At 41.6% G+C, this 15,015-nt stretch carries 13 protein-coding genes; 3 read left to right on the forward strand and 10 right to left on the reverse strand.

All coding sequences use genetic code 11. From position 1 onward, the window contains the following. The first annotated feature begins 16 nt into the window (after positions 1–16). The gene (locus tag ACP14Y_RS09215) at positions 17–682 is read left to right on the forward strand and encodes a ComF family protein (RefSeq protein ID WP_424962671.1); all 666 of its coding nucleotides are present in this window, start codon (positions 17–19) and stop codon (positions 680–682) included. Between the two features lie 52 nt (positions 683–734). Here ACP14Y_RS09215 and gldJ read toward each other — a convergent pair whose 3' ends face one another. Together gldJ and mfd are read right to left on the reverse strand one after the other, a co-directional pair. Next, on the reverse strand, positions 735–2,069 hold the full coding sequence (gene gldJ, locus ACP14Y_RS09220) for a gliding motility lipoprotein GldJ (protein WP_424962672.1): 1,335 nt from the start codon (positions 2,067–2,069) through the stop codon (positions 735–737). A 148-nt stretch (positions 2,070–2,217) separates the two neighbouring features. Then, positions 2,218–5,577, reverse strand: a complete 3,360-nt coding sequence (gene mfd, locus ACP14Y_RS09225) for a transcription-repair coupling factor (RefSeq protein ID WP_424962673.1) — start codon at positions 5,575–5,577, stop codon at positions 2,218–2,220. Positions 5,578–5,928: 351 nt separating this feature from the next. Here mfd and ACP14Y_RS09230 point away from each other — a divergent pair, with 351 nt between their 5' ends. Further along, positions 5,929–6,696, forward strand: a complete 768-nt coding sequence (locus tag ACP14Y_RS09230) for a S1/P1 nuclease (protein ID WP_424962674.1) — start codon at positions 5,929–5,931, stop codon at positions 6,694–6,696. Here the strand turns inward: ACP14Y_RS09230 and ACP14Y_RS09235 are convergent. Next, entirely contained in the window at positions 6,693–7,151 is a 459-nt protein-coding gene (locus ACP14Y_RS09235; protein ID WP_424962675.1) for a hypothetical protein, read from the reverse strand. The two genes, ACP14Y_RS09230 and ACP14Y_RS09235, sit on opposite strands and share 4 nt — an antisense overlap. 107 nt (positions 7,152–7,258) lie before the next feature. Here ACP14Y_RS09235 and ACP14Y_RS09240 point away from each other — a divergent pair, with 107 nt between their 5' ends. Further along, positions 7,259–8,746 (forward strand): DUF4301 family protein, encoded by a 1,488-nt coding sequence (locus ACP14Y_RS09240; RefSeq protein WP_424962676.1) that lies wholly within the window; start codon positions 7,259–7,261, stop codon positions 8,744–8,746. On the opposite strand, the gene ACP14Y_RS09245 is transcribed toward ACP14Y_RS09240, so the two are convergent. From ACP14Y_RS09245 to ACP14Y_RS09275, 7 genes are all read right to left on the reverse strand, one after another. After that, positions 8,743–9,099, reverse strand: a complete 357-nt coding sequence (locus ACP14Y_RS09245; protein WP_424962677.1) for a response regulator — start codon at positions 9,097–9,099, stop codon at positions 8,743–8,745. The genes ACP14Y_RS09240 and ACP14Y_RS09245 overlap by 4 nt on opposite strands. After that, positions 9,096–10,301, reverse strand: coding sequence for a sensor histidine kinase (locus ACP14Y_RS09250; RefSeq protein ID WP_424962678.1), 1,206 nt, complete (start codon positions 10,299–10,301; stop codon positions 9,096–9,098). Before ACP14Y_RS09250 ends, ACP14Y_RS09245 begins: the two co-directional genes overlap by 4 nt. 105 nt (positions 10,302–10,406) lie before the next feature. Continuing rightward, a complete protein-coding gene (locus ACP14Y_RS09255) occupies positions 10,407–10,955 on the reverse strand; it encodes a hypothetical protein (RefSeq protein ID WP_424962679.1) in 549 nt (182 codons plus the stop codon). Between the two features lie 115 nt (positions 10,956–11,070). Beyond that, positions 11,071–11,580, reverse strand: coding sequence for a hypothetical protein (locus tag ACP14Y_RS09260; protein WP_424962680.1), 510 nt, complete (start codon positions 11,578–11,580; stop codon positions 11,071–11,073). Positions 11,581–11,634: 54 nt separating this feature from the next. Next, positions 11,635–13,809, reverse strand: a complete 2,175-nt coding sequence (gene rnr, locus ACP14Y_RS09265; protein ID WP_424962681.1) for a ribonuclease R — start codon at positions 13,807–13,809, stop codon at positions 11,635–11,637. An 18-nt stretch (positions 13,810–13,827) separates the two neighbouring features. After that, positions 13,828–14,547: a 3'-5' exonuclease gene (locus ACP14Y_RS09270; protein ID WP_424962682.1), complete on the reverse strand. Its 720-nt coding sequence runs from the start codon at positions 14,545–14,547 to the stop codon at positions 13,828–13,830. Then, positions 14,547–14,936 carry a hypothetical protein gene (locus ACP14Y_RS09275; protein ID WP_424962683.1) on the reverse strand — a complete coding sequence of 130 codons (390 nt, stop codon included), beginning with the start codon at positions 14,934–14,936 and terminating at the stop codon, positions 14,547–14,549. The genes ACP14Y_RS09270 and ACP14Y_RS09275 overlap by 1 nt, the downstream gene beginning before the upstream one ends. Between the last annotated feature and the right edge of the window lie 79 nt (positions 14,937–15,015).

A 15,015-nucleotide genomic window follows, 5' to 3' on the forward strand; every position in this document is an offset into this window, starting at 1 on the left:
ATCATAATTTTTGTGAATGGTTAGAGATTTTATTTCACTGATTTTTCCACAAAACTGCATAAACTGTCAGCAGTCACTTATCTCCGAAGAAAAATATTTATGCACAGGATGTAAGATAGACCTTCCATTTACGAATGATTTTCAAAATGACTCAAATGAACTTTTTACTAAATTCTCTTTTGAACCAAAAGTAAAAACGGCTAATGCATTTCTTTACTTTCATCAGCGTGGAGTCACTCAAAAACTTTTGCATCAATTAAAGTACAACAGAAAGAAAGATCTTGGTGTGTTGATGGGGACATGGTTTGCACAACAGCTCAAAAGTTTGGAATTAGACTTTATCGTTCCGGTTCCGCTTCACCGTTCAAAGTTGAGAAAAAGAACTTATAATCAAAGCAGGCAAATAGCCAATGGAATTTCTGAAGAGTTAAATGTGGAAGTTAAGCACCAATTAGTCAAGCGAATCATTGCAACGAAAACACAGACACGAAAATCAAAGGTGGAGCGATGGGAGAATATGGAAAATGTATATTCTGAAATAAGAGAGGATATTTCTAATGCTTCTGTTCTGGTCGTGGATGATGTAATTACTACCGGAGCTACTACTGGCATGCTGTGTCAACGCCTGGTCGAAGCGGGCGTTGGTCAAATTCACGTCGCATGCATCGCTCGAGGCAAATAAAAAAGGCTGCCCATTAATGAGCAGCCTCTGAAAAATCTGTGAGATTATTTTATTAGAAATTAGATCCGGCACGAATCATGGCGCATCGGAATCCAATTGTTGATGTTGCTGAGTCCTCGAAAAGGTATCTTCTTGTGCCTGGAGATAGCCAATATGCTACATCAGCCCAAGATCCACCTTTGTAAACTCTAAGTCTTTTCATGGGCGGATTGTCCGCGTTGAATGCTTTCTGAAGGCCTGAAGTTTTCACCCACTCTTCTTCACTATATGCAGCTTCCCTTCCAATGAATGAGTAATCTGCATCATAGTTTTCTTCTGAATCGAGGATTGCATCTCTTCTGGCTGGGTTTAGGTCATCCATGTCCTGAAATGAAAGTGGTCGGTAAACATCCTGCACCCATTCGTTCACGTTTCCAGCCATGTTGTAAAGACCGAAATCATTAGGTGGGTAATCGTAAATGTATGTGGTGATCATTGCACCGTCATTCAATTTACCAGCGATACCGGCATAATCACCTTTTCCTCTTTTGAAGTTTGCAAGGAAGTATCCCATGCTTTTTCCATAAGGATTTCTAAGTGCGTGACCATCCCATGGATAAAGTCTTTTGTGTGTTTGGTTTTCATCCAGCCACTGTGTTCCGATTAGTGCCTGTGCTGCATATTCCCACTCTGCTTCGGTTGGAAGTCGGTAGCCAGGAAGTACAACTCCGGAGCTAAGTCCTGGAACATTACCGGCTGAAGAAGCAAGGTCTCCACCTTCAGCGCCAGCGAAAGCATCGTCACCGGATGCAATTGGATCAAGATAACCAGCATCCTCTGCCAGTTTAAGGTTTACAACAGTGGTTCTCCACTTGCAATAGTTTACCGCTTGTCTCCAGTTTACTCCCACAACAGGGAAATATCTGAACCCCGGATATCTGTAATAACTATTTACGTAAGGATCGTTGTAAGCAAGATCTTTTGCCCAAACGGTTGTATCTGGAAGGTTATTTCTCCAGTAGTATTCGTCTGAGTCTTGTTTGATGTAAAATTCATACTCCAACCAGTGAATATTAGCAACCTCTGTCTCATCCATGTAGAATGAAGCAACTGTCACTGCTCTTTCCAGGTTATCGTATGAGTACATTACGTCTTCCTCGAAAGAACCCATCACCGTTCTACCTCCCTCAATGAAGATAAGATTCGGTCCATCTGGTTGTCCCTGAAAGTCGTTTACTTGAAAGCCACCTTCTTCATTAAACTCCAGGCCGGTGGCAGAGCTGGCAAAACCCGGATTTTCTGCGGATGGCGCGCCCCCATTTCCTCCAATGAAGTTACACGCACCTAAAAAAACTACAGCTAAAGCAAAGTAACCAGTGCTTTTGACTGCTCTCACATAATTTTTCATAACACCGTTTGAATTTGTCTTGAAACGTTTCAACGTACTAATAAACACAAATATTTCAAAAAACCCATCGTAAGTCAATGGATTTTAGATTAAACCTATTGATCTAATGCTAATCTTTCCCCTTTTATTGCATGATTTAACGAAAATATCATGCAGGAGTCATCGGAGAATGCATCTGATCGATAACCATTCTCGCATTTTCAATGGATCCTACGTTTTCAACACTGATAAGTAACTTGTTCTTTACTTCTTTCATCTTGCTATCATGCGGGTTTGACTTTATGAAGGCCAGTACATTTCCGAAACGGGAAGATTGGAAGTATTCCTGTGGCTTTTTATCAGAGAGGTAACATCGCATCTTGTTGTTTTTGATGGTTACTTTTTCAAATCCTATCTGAATGGCATTCCACCTCAGCCGCACAGTTTCGGTCAAATTCTTTACTCCACTTGGCATGGGACCGAAACGGTCTTTCATCATCGTAATGAACTCAGAAAGCTCCTCTTCCGATTTTAGATCATCAAGTTTGGTGTAAAGGCTGAGTCTTTCCGAAATATTGCTGACGTAATCTTCTGGGATCAATGCTTCGAAATCTGTTTCTATGTTGCAGTCCTCTACCATTTTATCCAACATCTCCTTGTTTTTGAGCAAGTCGTTTTCAAAGAGTTGCTTGTACTCTCCTTCTTTCAGTTCCTGCACCGCTTCATCCAGAATTTTGTGATACATATCAAACCCTATGTCATTGATAAAACCACTTTGCTCAGCTCCGAGTAGATTCCCGGCCCCTCTTATATCCAAATCTCGCATGGCTACTTTGAACCCATCACCCAAATCAGAAAACTCTTCCAATGTGTTTAGCCGTTTCCGAGCATCGCTGGTTAAAGCGGATGCCGGAGGAGTTAGCATGAAGCAATAAGCCTTGGTATTGGATCGGCCCACACGTCCTCGCATCTGGTGAAGATCTGACAACCCAAACATATGAGCATTGTTGATGATTATTGTATTTGCGTTCGGTATATCCAGACCACTTTCAATGATATTGGTGGAAACCAAAACATCATAATCACCTTCAATGAACTTCAGCATTACTTTTTCAAGCTGAGGTCCTTCCATCTGACCGTGAGCAATCCCGATTCGTGAATCAGGAACAAGCTTAAATATCATGTTGCCCACCTGCTCAATGTCGCTTACTCGATTATGAACCATGAATACCTGTCCTCCTCTACGAAGCTCATGGCTCACGGCATCACGTATCACTTCTTCATTAAACTCATGCAGCTCAGTGGTTACGGGTCTTCGGTTTGGCGGTGGCGTAGAAATTATAGAAAGGTCGCGAGCCCCCATTAGTGAAAAATGAAGCGTTCTTGGAATGGGCGTGGCTGTCAGCGTAAGCGCGTCAACATTTACTCGCATGTCTTTCAAACGCTCCTTTACTTTAACTCCAAACTTTTGTTCCTCATCGATGATCATCAAGCCAAGATCCTTGAACTCAATGTCTTTATTCACAATCCGGTGTGTTCCGATCAGAATATCAATTTTCCCCTCTTTGACTCTCTTCTTAATATCTGTGATTTGCTTGCTGGTCTTGAACCGATTAACATATTCGATTGTCACAGGCATATTTTCCAGTCTGGAAGAAAAGGTGCGATGATGCTGCATGGCCAGAATGGTAGTAGGAACCAGCACAGCCACTTGTTTTCCTGAATTTACCGCTTTAAATGCAGCACGTATGGCAATTTCTGTTTTACCGAACCCCACATCACCACAAACCAAACGATCCATCGGGTGTTCTTGCTCCATATCTGCTTTTACATCCGAAGTTGCCATTGACTGATCCGGCGTATCTTGATACATAAAAGAAGACTCTAGTTCCGCTTGCAAATAGTCATCCGGGGGAAATGAGAACCCTAGAGCGGCTTTTCGCTTGGCATACAGTTCGATCAAGTCTTTCGCAATATCCTTAACCTTTCGCTTGATCTTCTTTTTCTTGTTTTCCCAGTCGGGTGATCCAAGCTTATTGATTGAAGGGGGCTCACCTTCTTTTCCAGAGTATTTCGAAATCTTGTGCAACGAGTGCAAGCTCACATACAACAAATCATCATCGCGATAAACAAGACGAATTGCCTCTTGCTTGTTGCTCCCGACATCTACCGTATCCAGGCCTGCAAAACGCCCTACTCCATAATCAATGTGAGTGACAAAATCTCCAGGCTGTAGTGTCTTTAGCTCTTTAAGCGTAAGGGCCTTCGTTTTGGTAAATTTCTCTTTACCCTTATATCGGTGGAACCGATCAAAGATTTGATGATCTGTATAAACACATAATTCTTCATGGTCATCAATAAATCCTTCTCTGAAAGATGCGGTCAGCCCTTCAAACTTGATTTCAGGATCAATTTCCTCGAAAATGGTTTCCAGCCGCTCGATTTGTTTGAATGATTCCGCAGCGATAAACTTTTGATAGCTGGTTTGCTGGAGTTCTCTCAGGTTATCGGCCAGAAGTGAGAAGTTTTTGTGAAAGGATGGCTGAGGACGGGCAGCTAAAGTCAACTCTTCATCGGGAGCTAGGTAGAAGCGTTTACCAAATTCAACCTTTATGAACTTTTCAAGCGAGTGAGTAAAAGACTCCTGTGTTTCAAAAAGCTGATCCGGAGAAGTGATCAATTTTGAGTCACCACTCATTTCCCGAATGGTTTGAAATTGTTCTTCAACCTTATGGAAAGATTTATCTATGATATCCAGCGATTGCTGATGGTCTTTTAGCCAGATGGTGGTCTCTGCAGGAATGTATTCCAAAAAGGATTGTCGTTCTTCACTTACAAGCTTCGTTTGCACATTGGGAATCAATGAGATGTGATCGAGATCTTTGGTTGAAAGCTGACTTTCGGGATCAAATTCTCGAATGGTTTCGATTTCATCGCCAAATAATTCCAGGCGATACGGCTGATCGTGGGCGTATGAATAGATGTCTATGATTCCTCCACGTACCGAAAACTGGCCCGGCTCATAAACAAAATCCGACTTTTCAAAATCATAGGTGACGAGCAGATCTGTAAGGAACTCAACATCCAGCTGCTCGCCGGGTTTTGCAGTAAATGTATTTGATACCAGCGATCGTTTATTGATCACTTTTTCGGATAGTGCCTCCGGATAGGTAATGATGATCAGGTTTTCATGATCATTTAAATCATTAAGCACCTCTGCTCGCTGCAGGATATTGGCGTTCTCAATTTCTTCGTAGTGATATGGCTTTTTGTAAGAAGAAGGAAACGGAATGTGTTCATTCGAGAGAAAGTTTGACAGGTCGTTTTCGAAATAAGAGGCCTCTTCAAAATCATGGAGCACAATTAGATGAACGCCACCAACAGCTTTGAACGTAGCAGCAACTAGCAAAGCATCATAGCTGCCGGCAATTCCTTTAAGTCTGAGCTGCTTCTTTTTCCGAATGGTCTCAGCGATTGCTTTGACGTTGGTGCTCTCCTGATATTTCTGTAATAAATCTTTTGTATTCAAACCTGCTCTGAAAAATTAGATGGCAAAAGTAACCTTTATACTACACGAGGATGTGTAAAATGGTTTTCACATTTGTTTGGTGCTCTGCTTGTGTTGATAGACGTTAACCGGGTGTTGGTCTAATAAATGAACTATTTCAAGATATCATTGCAACATTTCGGGTGATTTACGGGTATTAAAGACAAAGAATTTCATAATAAAATAGACATCATACGTTTATTAAAAACTTTCTTTTAGGTTAGGTTGGTGATTAGGCGTGTATCGGTATTCCGGTCACGCCTTCTCTTTTTTTTAGACATTCTTAACCATCCATTATTAGCTCAGAATTTCTTTCCACCCTACCTTTATTGCATGAAAAGATTTGTGCTACCATTTATCGGGGTTCTCTTTGTTGTCCAGTCTTTTGGTTGGGGACCCACAGGTCATCGCATAGTAGGTCTGATCGCTGAACGACACCTGACGAAAAAAGCGAAAAAGAACATCGAAAAGGTTTTAGGTTTTGAGACATTGGCTGAAGTAAGCAACTACATGGATTTTATTAAGTCTGATGCGACCTATCGACACATGTCACCATGGCATTATGCAACAATTCCTGATAGCAAGACATATGAGGAAGTCGGCACTCCAGAGGAGGGAGACGTGATTGTTACCATACAGCGTCTAATGGGGGAGCTGAACTCAAAGGAGTTTACGGATTACGATGAAGCGTTTGCGTTAAAGTGTCTTGTACATTTGATTGGTGATATTCACCAGCCTCTACATGTAGGAAACGGAGAGGATAAGGGAGGCAATGATGTAAAACTTGATTATTTCTGGAAAAGCTCAAACCTTCACCGTGTTTGGGATAGTGGGATAATTGATGGACAGAATTATAGCTATACCGAGTATGCTGATTGGATTGATCACCCAACGGATGAGCAATTGAAGGCATGGTCTTCTTTGAATGTGCTGGACTGGGCAAATGAATCAAAGAACTTTAGACATCAGTGCTACAATACCATACCGGAGGATAAAAAGCTTAGCTATCGCTATGATTTCGAAAATATTGAGCTTTTGAATCAACGCCTACTTCAGGCAGGCATTCGTTTGGCCAATGTCCTTAATACAATATATGGCTAAAAAATAGTTAAACGAAGCTTGTTGGCTGCATGCTCCAAATCGACTAATGCTTCAATCGCCATCACAGAATCCATTGGCACCTTCAAAATCTGGGCTGCATGATGCACTTGCTCCCTTTCATCTTGAGCATAATCACCATCGGCACTGGACATACGGATTGCATCATAGATTAGCAACTTGTTGAAATTGGCGAATGAAGACGAATTGAAATTATAGAAAATTTCTTCCAGGTCTCCTTCTTCAAAATCAAACTCTTCCCAATCTGCAATCATTGATTCATCTACACCTACAGCCTGGGCACACTCGATGGTGAGCCACTCCAGCTCGGGATCAGAAACGTCTCCATCAGAACCAGCGATCGTAAGTAATGCATAGCCATATTCCCGCCAGGAATCTTTCGGTATCATCGTGATTCCATAAAAAGTGGGGGAGATTTGGAAGATATCTGTGCTCATATTTGATCAGGTGATTAAGTTTTAATTAAACCAAATTAATTTGTTTTCCTTGGAAAAGGAACAACTTAGTAAACAGAAATTAGTTTTAACCGAGAAATTGTAAGCCAGTGTTCTCAGAGGAAGATAAGAAGCAAATAGCCAGTAAAGGGATCGGCATTGAAAAAGTAGCATCTCAGCTAAATCGATTTAAAAAAGGATTCGCTCCGGCCAATATTTCAAAAGCCGCAACAGTTGGTGATGGCATATTGAGATTATCAAAGGATGAGGCTGATAGTTTTCAAAAAACCTATGAAGAAGCAGAAATTGAAGTTTTAAAATTCGTTCCTGCCTCTGGTGCTGCAACACGAATGTTTAAAACACTTTTCGCTTTTCAGGAAGAATTTGACGGTACCGAGAGCACGTTCGAATCAATCTCGCGTGAGGAAAAGAAAGTTGGCAAGTTTTTTCAGCACATAGATGAGTTTGCGTTTTATGATGAGCTCGACCGATTGATGCAAGCTAAAAAAGGAAAAACGATTGCTGATGCGCAAAAGGATTATAGGCATGATGAGATTGTGGGCTTACTTCTCACGGAGGAAGGAATGAATTATGGAAAGCTGCCAAAAGGGCTGCTGAGTTTTCATGGCTATGAAAAAGAAACCAGAACTCCGGCTCAAGAGCATTTATTCGAAGGAATGGCTTATGCAAACAAGTTGAACCAAGTTCGGATTCATTTTACTGTCTCTCCGGAACATCATGCTGCATTTGAAACCCATATCCAAAATGCTATTTCTAATCTGGACACTGATTCGAAATTTTCAGTGTCATACAGCACACAGATGCCAGAAACAGATACCATTGCAGTAACACCTGCTTTTGAGCCTTTTAGGGATGCGAGCGACAAGCTGCTATTTAGGCCCGCAGGACATGGGGCTTTGCTCCAAAATCTGGACGAAGTTTCTGCAGATCTGATTTTTATAAAAAACATTGACAATGTCGTTCCTGATCGTTTGAAGTCTGAAACGATCAGATATAAAAAAGCCCTGGCAGGAGTGCTTTTGAGCTATCAGAAAAAAACGTTCGAATTACTGCATAGACATGATGGCGGAGAGGACATTTCCAATGAAGGCAAAAATCTGCTGGAAGAGATGGGCATTCGGGCATTCACTGATTCGGAGATTCCTGAATTCCTGAACCGGCCTATTCGGGTGTGTGGGATGGTTAAAAATGAAGGTGAGCCAGGAGGAGGGCCATTTTGGGTAAAAAATGAATTCACTGCAGAATCGCTTCAGATCGTAGAATCAGCACAAATAGATAAATCCAATCCTGAACAGCGAAAGGCGTTCAAAAATGGAACCCACTTTAACCCGGTAGATCTGGTTTGTGGCGTAAAAAATTTCAAAGGGCAGAAATTTAACCTTCTCAATTTCAGAGACGAGGAGGCTGGATTTATTTCTGAAAAATCATTTCAGGGTAAAAAACTACTAGCGATGGAGCTTCCAGGCTTGTGGAACGGAGCAATGGCTCATTGGAATACCATTTTTGTGGAGGTGCCATTAATCACTTTCAATCCGGTAAAAACGGTGACAGATTTGTTGAAACCAACGCATCACTAAAGCACTTCCTTTAGCTTGGAATCGATTTCGTTATAGTCGAACGGCTTTTTGAACATGTGCTGAATCTTGCCACTCATCTCATCGGTCTGTTCCACCCGGTCAAATCCGGTAAGTAAAAAGCAGGGAACGTCAAGGACATCAGGTTTTATTCGGTTAATAAGCTGAATGCCATCCATTCCGGGCATTTTGAGATCACTGATAATCGCATCCAGAACATCTTTATTGGCTTCAATCTTAGAAATCGCATCTTCAGCAGACTCTGCAGTCAGCACATTATATTCACCCTCAAACCTTTTTTCCAGGACATAAAGGTTGATCAGTTCATCGTCTACAAATAAAATAGTTCGCCTCACCTCACTTTGAATGAAAGTACAAATTTAGTCCCTTTTCCCGGCTTGGATGATACGTCGATTGACCCATTATGATCCTCAATAATTTTATAGGTTATTGCCAGTCCCAGGCCTGTACCCTGACCTACGGGCTTGGTAGTAAAGAATGGGTCACTGATCTTATTTAGGTGTTCTTTGCTGATTCCCACTCCATCGTCCGCGATTTCAACATCTATGGTGTTGGTGTTTTTTCGGGTTTTTACCAAAATGGTTCCCTTTTTGTCTATGGCCTGTTCTGCATTGGAGATAATGTTCAAAAATGCCTGATGCAGTTTTCCTTCATTCCCTTTAATCACCAATTTTTCCTTCGTAAATGTTTTCTCAACCGTTCCTTTGTATTTGAGCTTTGGTTGTAGCATGATCAGGCTGTTGTTAAGGATGTCGTGGATATCACATCGCTCATCCATCGATTCGGTGTTTCTGCTAAAATGATTTAGACTATTGACGATGACGGATGCTCGGCTAAGGCCTTCCTTTATTACATGCATGCTGGGAGCCGCTTCAAACTTGAGCTCTTTCTCTTCTTTTAATCCATCCTCCAGAATTTCAAGTCCTCCTTTAATAAAGTTCAACGGGTTGTTGATCTCATGTGCAACACCAGCAGAGAGCATGCCTAAAGAAGCCATTTTTTCCGATTGAATCAGCTTATGAGTTGTCTCTTGCAGCTGCTTCATTGATTCACCAATCTTTTGATTTTTTATCACCAGTGCATTTCTAAAAAGGAATGTGTAGATCGTGACAATACTAAAAACAAAAAAGGCACACAGAATACCATGTATGTTGTGCATGCTATCCGGAAGTAAATTTTGAGTAAAGCCCATGAAAGTAAGCGGCCACATGACAACCATGCAAATGGCGGAGAGGATCATGAAAAAATATCGGTCAGATATCGGTCGATAAAAAAATGCAAGAAGTGGAGGGATAAGAAACTCCACGATTCCTGAAGAAACAATACCCCCAGAGTAGAAAACCTGATTGAAAAAAGCCATTAAGGCTGTGATGATTGACAGGCGAAAAAGCGTGACCAGGCTAACAGAGAAAAATGAAAGGACCCCATAGACCGCAAACAGAAAAAACGCTCCAAACGTAGGTATATAGAGTTGCGGAGCATCAGCAGCCAAATAAAAGGCACCAAATGCCAGAGTAGAAACGTAAGCAGATATCATGAGGAAGAGATAAAACCCTTGCTCGCGTTTCAGATAAGTTAAGTTTATCAAGGCGATGACGTGATTGGTAAGCTAAATTTAGAAATGATTCGTCACATTTAATAATTAGGCAGCTTTAGCTCCCTTGACGGCATTTTCCAGCATGGCGTAAACTTCATTTACTTCTTCTGTAGGTTCTGACTGTTCTGATTTAAGCTGGAAAAGTGTTACCTCCTCTTTTGTGATAAGCTGGATTCGAATGGACACCAGGTACTCCTCTACAGAATTTCTGGCTGCAGTTGTGTATTCATCTATGAATTGAGACTGAAGGGTAATCGCAGAAATCATTGTTAAGGGTTGATCCTCCTGATAGTAGGTTCCCACAATCGCGGTAAATGTATTGTTAGTCAGATCTATTGACAGACTGGATCTTTTTGCAAAAAAGATTTTGCGAATCACGATGGCACCAACCACGCCACCAATGAGAATAACACCATAGATAGCTCCAGCTGAAAAAACAGGGATGGATAAAAACAGGGTGACAAAAAGGAGCACTATTGCGCCCATGTAGCTATTGCGCCGCTTGATGGTGACTTTGCCATCTTTCGATTTGAAAGAATAGCCGTTTTCACCGAGTAGGTCAATCGCTCCTCGGCTGAGATTGGGTGATTTCATACGTCTATTGGTTAATGCCTAAAGGTCAGGCATAGCCTTTATCAGATTAAGGTAAGAAAAAAATATTAGGAATCCCTCGTGATTCGACGAATAATGATTTTGACAAGATGCCTGATTATGCTGCTGAGGACGCCCTTTCAGAAGAGATGATGGATTTCAAATAATCATAAACCTCATTCATTTCTTTCGATGGTTTGGCATGATCAGAAATCAATTTGAACAATGGAACCTGCTTTTGTGCTTCCAACCCAATGGTTACCCGGTGCTCCTCACTGGTACTTTTAAAAGCGCTGGAATATTCGTCTACAAATTTTGAATGAATATAAATGCCCTTGATATCTTCAAAGGTGAATGTCACGCTTCGATTGTTCAACTCGAGTTTTCTTGTGCCAGGCACGATCGCTAGTTTTAAACTTCCCGGAATTCGTTTGACTAAGGGACGAAAAACAAAAAAGGCCACCACCAAAGCACCAATCCCAGCCCACCATTGAATAGCGAAGAAAATGCCAATCACTATTGCTGTAAAAATCATCACGATGATAAGACCGACCTGATCCGTGCCGGCCTTTTTAAATAGAATCTGATCATTGTTTGTCTTGAATGAGTACCCATTGTACTCGAGCATTTCGATTGCTTTTTTGCTTAGCATGTCTTTTACCTAACTAACTTGCCTCCTAATTTACTCATTCACCAATTCTAAATCAATGGTTCTTCGATCAATGTCGGTCTTAGCGACCAGTACTTTTAGGTTGTCTCCCAAAGTAATGATGCGTTTGTTGTGGCGTCCGATTACTCGCATCTGCTTTTCATCAAACTCATAATAATCATCATCCAGGTCACTCATACGAATCATTCCCTCACACTTGGTTTGTATTATTTCTACAAAAATTCCCCATTCGGTCACGCCGGAAACAATACCTTCAAACTCCTGACCAAGCATGGTTTCCATAAACTCCACTTGCTTGTACTTAATAGAGGCACGCTCTGCATCGGCAGCTCGCTTCTCACGTTCAGAAGAATGCATACATAGCGGCTCATACTCCTCATCACCGACATTTTTTCCTCCTTGTAGGTAGTGCTCGAGGAGGCGGTGCACCATCACATCCGGATATCGCCGGATTGGAGAGGTGAAATGGGTATAATGATCGAAAGCCAGACCAAAATGCCCACGAGGATCAGTCGTATACTTGGCTTTTGCCATGGATCGAATAGCAAGAGATTCAAGCACGTTTTGTTCTGGCTTCCCTTCAATGTCGTCCATGAGCTTATTTAGCCCGCCGGAAAGGTTTTTTCCCAAATCGATTTTATGACCAAACTTGGCGGCAAAAGAAGCGAATGTGTTTAGTTTCTCCGGATCCGGATCATCATGTACCCGATAAACAAATGTTTTACTGCCCTCCTCTTTTCCTTTTTCCTTCCATTTAAAAATGTGTGTGGCCACTTCTTTGTTTGCGAGGAGCATAAACTCTTCAATCATCTTGTGGGCGTCCTTCCGTTCTTTCGGGATGACTTCTAGCGGTTTACCGTCTTCATCCAGCCGGAACTTGACTTCCACTGTTTCAAAATTGACCGCTCCGTTTTGAAACTTCTTTTTTCTCAGGTGCTTAGCGATATTGTTCAGAGTTACGATTTCCTTTGTGAAATCACTGTCTAATCCCTCAATACGCTCCTGCGCCTCTTCATACGTAAACCGTCTGTCTGACTTGATGATGGTTCGTCCAAACCACTTGTTTGAGATAGCTCCCTTGCCGTCTATTTCAAAAACGGCAGAGAAGGTCAGTTTTTCTTCGTTGGGTCGCAGAGAGCAAAGCCCATTTGACAATCGCTCAGGTAGCATTGGGATTGTACGATCTACCAGGTAAACCGAAGTGGCTCGATCGATCGCCTCTTTATCCAATTCGGTTCCCTCATCCACATAGTGTGAAACATCCGCTATGTGAATACCGATTTCAAATTTGCCTTTTTCCAGCTCTTTTATGGATAATGCATCATCGAAATCTTTTGCATCATGCGGGTCTATTGTAAATGTGGTAATGCCACGAAAATCACGACGCTTCTTAACCTCCTCGTCGGTAATAAGGTCTGAGATTTCATCGGCTGCTTTTTCAATTTTCTTTGGAAACCTGAAAGGAAGGCCGAATTCAGCCATGATGGAATGAATCTCCGCTTCATTATCTCCAGCTTGACCCAGCACTTCCGTTACCGTACCGAGCGGACTTCTGTTTTTCCTGTCATGCCACTTGTCGATTTTCACCATCACCTTATCATTCGGCTTGGCTTTGCCAATTTTCTCAGGATAGACCATGATATCAAAGTGGATGTTTCGACTATCCGGAATGACGAAGGAAAACTTTTGAGAGACTTCAATTCTTCCGACAAATTCTTCTCGGTTGCGTTTCAAAATATTAACCACTTTTCCCTCAGGTCTGTAGCCTTTACCTGATGGTTTGGTAACCAGCACACTCACCAGATCGCCATGAATCGCAAAATTCAAATCCTCGGTTTTTACCCAGATATCTTCTTCAGGCTCAGGGGTAACTATGTAGCCAAAGTTCGGATTGACATGATCGACAGTTCCCTGGAGGTACTCACTTTCTGCATTGCTGACAAAGCGTCCATCACTGAGTCGCCTGATTTTTTCTTTGCTTTCCAGGCTGAAAAGCTGGCTTTTGAGATAATCCTTGGATTTTTTGTCTCTTAGTTTCAGCTGACGAATGAGCTCGCGATAACCATACGACTTTCCGTCGTTCAGGGAGAAAATCTCGTGGAGCTTACTTTTTATCTGTTTTACGTGGTTGGGTTGTTGTTGCTTGGATCGTGATCCTATTTTCTTTTTTCTTTTCTTTCTACTCATGTGTTTTCGACCGTGCGGTCATTTTACGATGTTTATCTGATCTGGATCGATCAGAGGTAAATTATTGAGGCGGAGGTAGAGCTGTGCCGTTGCGATTACATCTTTTTGGCAATATTCCTCAATCTTCTTTAACCCATCTTTTTCTTCATAATATGTTTTTGTCACCATTGAGCCATCCAATTCTTGTTTACTAGACGGAATCCCAAAGATGTTGGTAAGCAAATCCAGCGAAGTGAAACTTTTCCAGTCGCCAAACTTCCACAGTTCCATCGTATCGATGTGATTTACCTCCCAGGGTTTTTTCCCGGTCATATTCAGCGACCAGGGAATTTTAATATCGTTGATCAGCATACGTCTGCACAAGTAGGGGAAGTCAAATTCTTTTCCATTGTGTGCACAGAGCTTTAGGTTGTCCTGATCAAAGGTTGATTCTATAAAATTTTTAAAGTCTGTTAATAATTGTTTTTCGTTTTTAGATGCAAGTGTTTTCACTCGTAAGGCTGGCTTTCCTTTGTGTTCGTGATAAAAGCCCATTCCTATCACGATGATTTTTCCAAACTCTGCGTAGATGGCTGCCCGATCTTCATAGAGTTCTTCCGGTGATTTTTCATCAGGGTTATGAATAAATCCGGCTTTTCGTTCCCAATGTTTCTTTAAAGCTGGAGAAAGCTGTTCGATGTTCTCGTTTCCCGAGACCGTTTCAATATCGATGATTAAAAAATCTTGAAAGTGATTCATCAATCATGCAAGATACCTTTCATTTCCAATTCTTCAATGAAGATGAGGTTTTCTTCAACAATGGCATCTGGGACAAAGATAAATTTTTTGTCATATACCTGCCCGTCAATGAAATAGCTGACCCAATATTCATTATTGAGATGGAAGACCGACTCATCAATGGGTTCAATCAATGCGTATTCACCGGGATCAACGAAAGGGATCATATGACGGAGTGTGGAGGTTTTCTGTTTTTCTGTTTTAGTTTCTCCATAGCCTCTGGATGTGACCATCACGTTTTCTAATTTGTGATCATTTCTGTTAATCAAAAAAACTCTCCACCCCTCATCGGTCTTCGCTACAACCACATGAACGTCTTTCACGGGAGAAAAATTGATGTCTTTTCTCATGCTGCAAATTTGGGATCATTTCGGCATAAAATGTGCTAACCAGTTTCCTTATTCTTTTTGGTTGGTTTAGTTTGCCGAA

Source organism: Ekhidna sp. (genome assembly GCF_965247405.1).
Lineage (GTDB): Bacteria > Bacteroidota > Bacteroidia > Cytophagales > Cyclobacteriaceae > Ekhidna.

Excerpts from the sequence above, each read along its gene's own strand:
- ACP14Y_RS09215 (WP_424962671.1), top strand. The coding sequence starts at position 17 with ATGGTTAGAGATTTTATTTCACTGATTTTTCCACAAAACTGCATAAAC.
- gldJ (WP_424962672.1), bottom strand. The coding sequence starts at position 2,069 with ATGAAAAATTATGTGAGAGCAGTCAAAAGCACTGGTTACTTTGCTTTA.
- ACP14Y_RS09230 (WP_424962674.1), top strand. The coding sequence starts at position 5,929 with ATGAAAAGATTTGTGCTACCATTTATCGGGGTTCTCTTTGTTGTCCAG.
- ACP14Y_RS09235 (WP_424962675.1), bottom strand. The coding sequence starts at position 7,151 with ATGAGCACAGATATCTTCCAAATCTCCCCCACTTTTTATGGAATCACG.
- ACP14Y_RS09250 (WP_424962678.1), bottom strand. The coding sequence starts at position 10,301 with ATGATATCTGCTTACGTTTCTACTCTGGCATTTGGTGCCTTTTATTTG.
- ACP14Y_RS09255 (WP_424962679.1), bottom strand. The coding sequence starts at position 10,955 with ATGAAATCACCCAATCTCAGCCGAGGAGCGATTGACCTACTCGGTGAA.
- ACP14Y_RS09260 (WP_424962680.1), bottom strand. The coding sequence starts at position 11,580 with ATGCTCGAGTACAATGGGTACTCATTCAAGACAAACAATGATCAGATT.
- rnr (WP_424962681.1), bottom strand. The coding sequence starts at position 13,809 with ATGAGTAGAAAGAAAAGAAAAAAGAAAATAGGATCACGATCCAAGCAA.
- ACP14Y_RS09270 (WP_424962682.1), bottom strand. The coding sequence starts at position 14,547 with ATGAATCACTTTCAAGATTTTTTAATCATCGATATTGAAACGGTCTCG.
- ACP14Y_RS09275 (WP_424962683.1), bottom strand. The coding sequence starts at position 14,936 with ATGAGAAAAGACATCAATTTTTCTCCCGTGAAAGACGTTCATGTGGTT.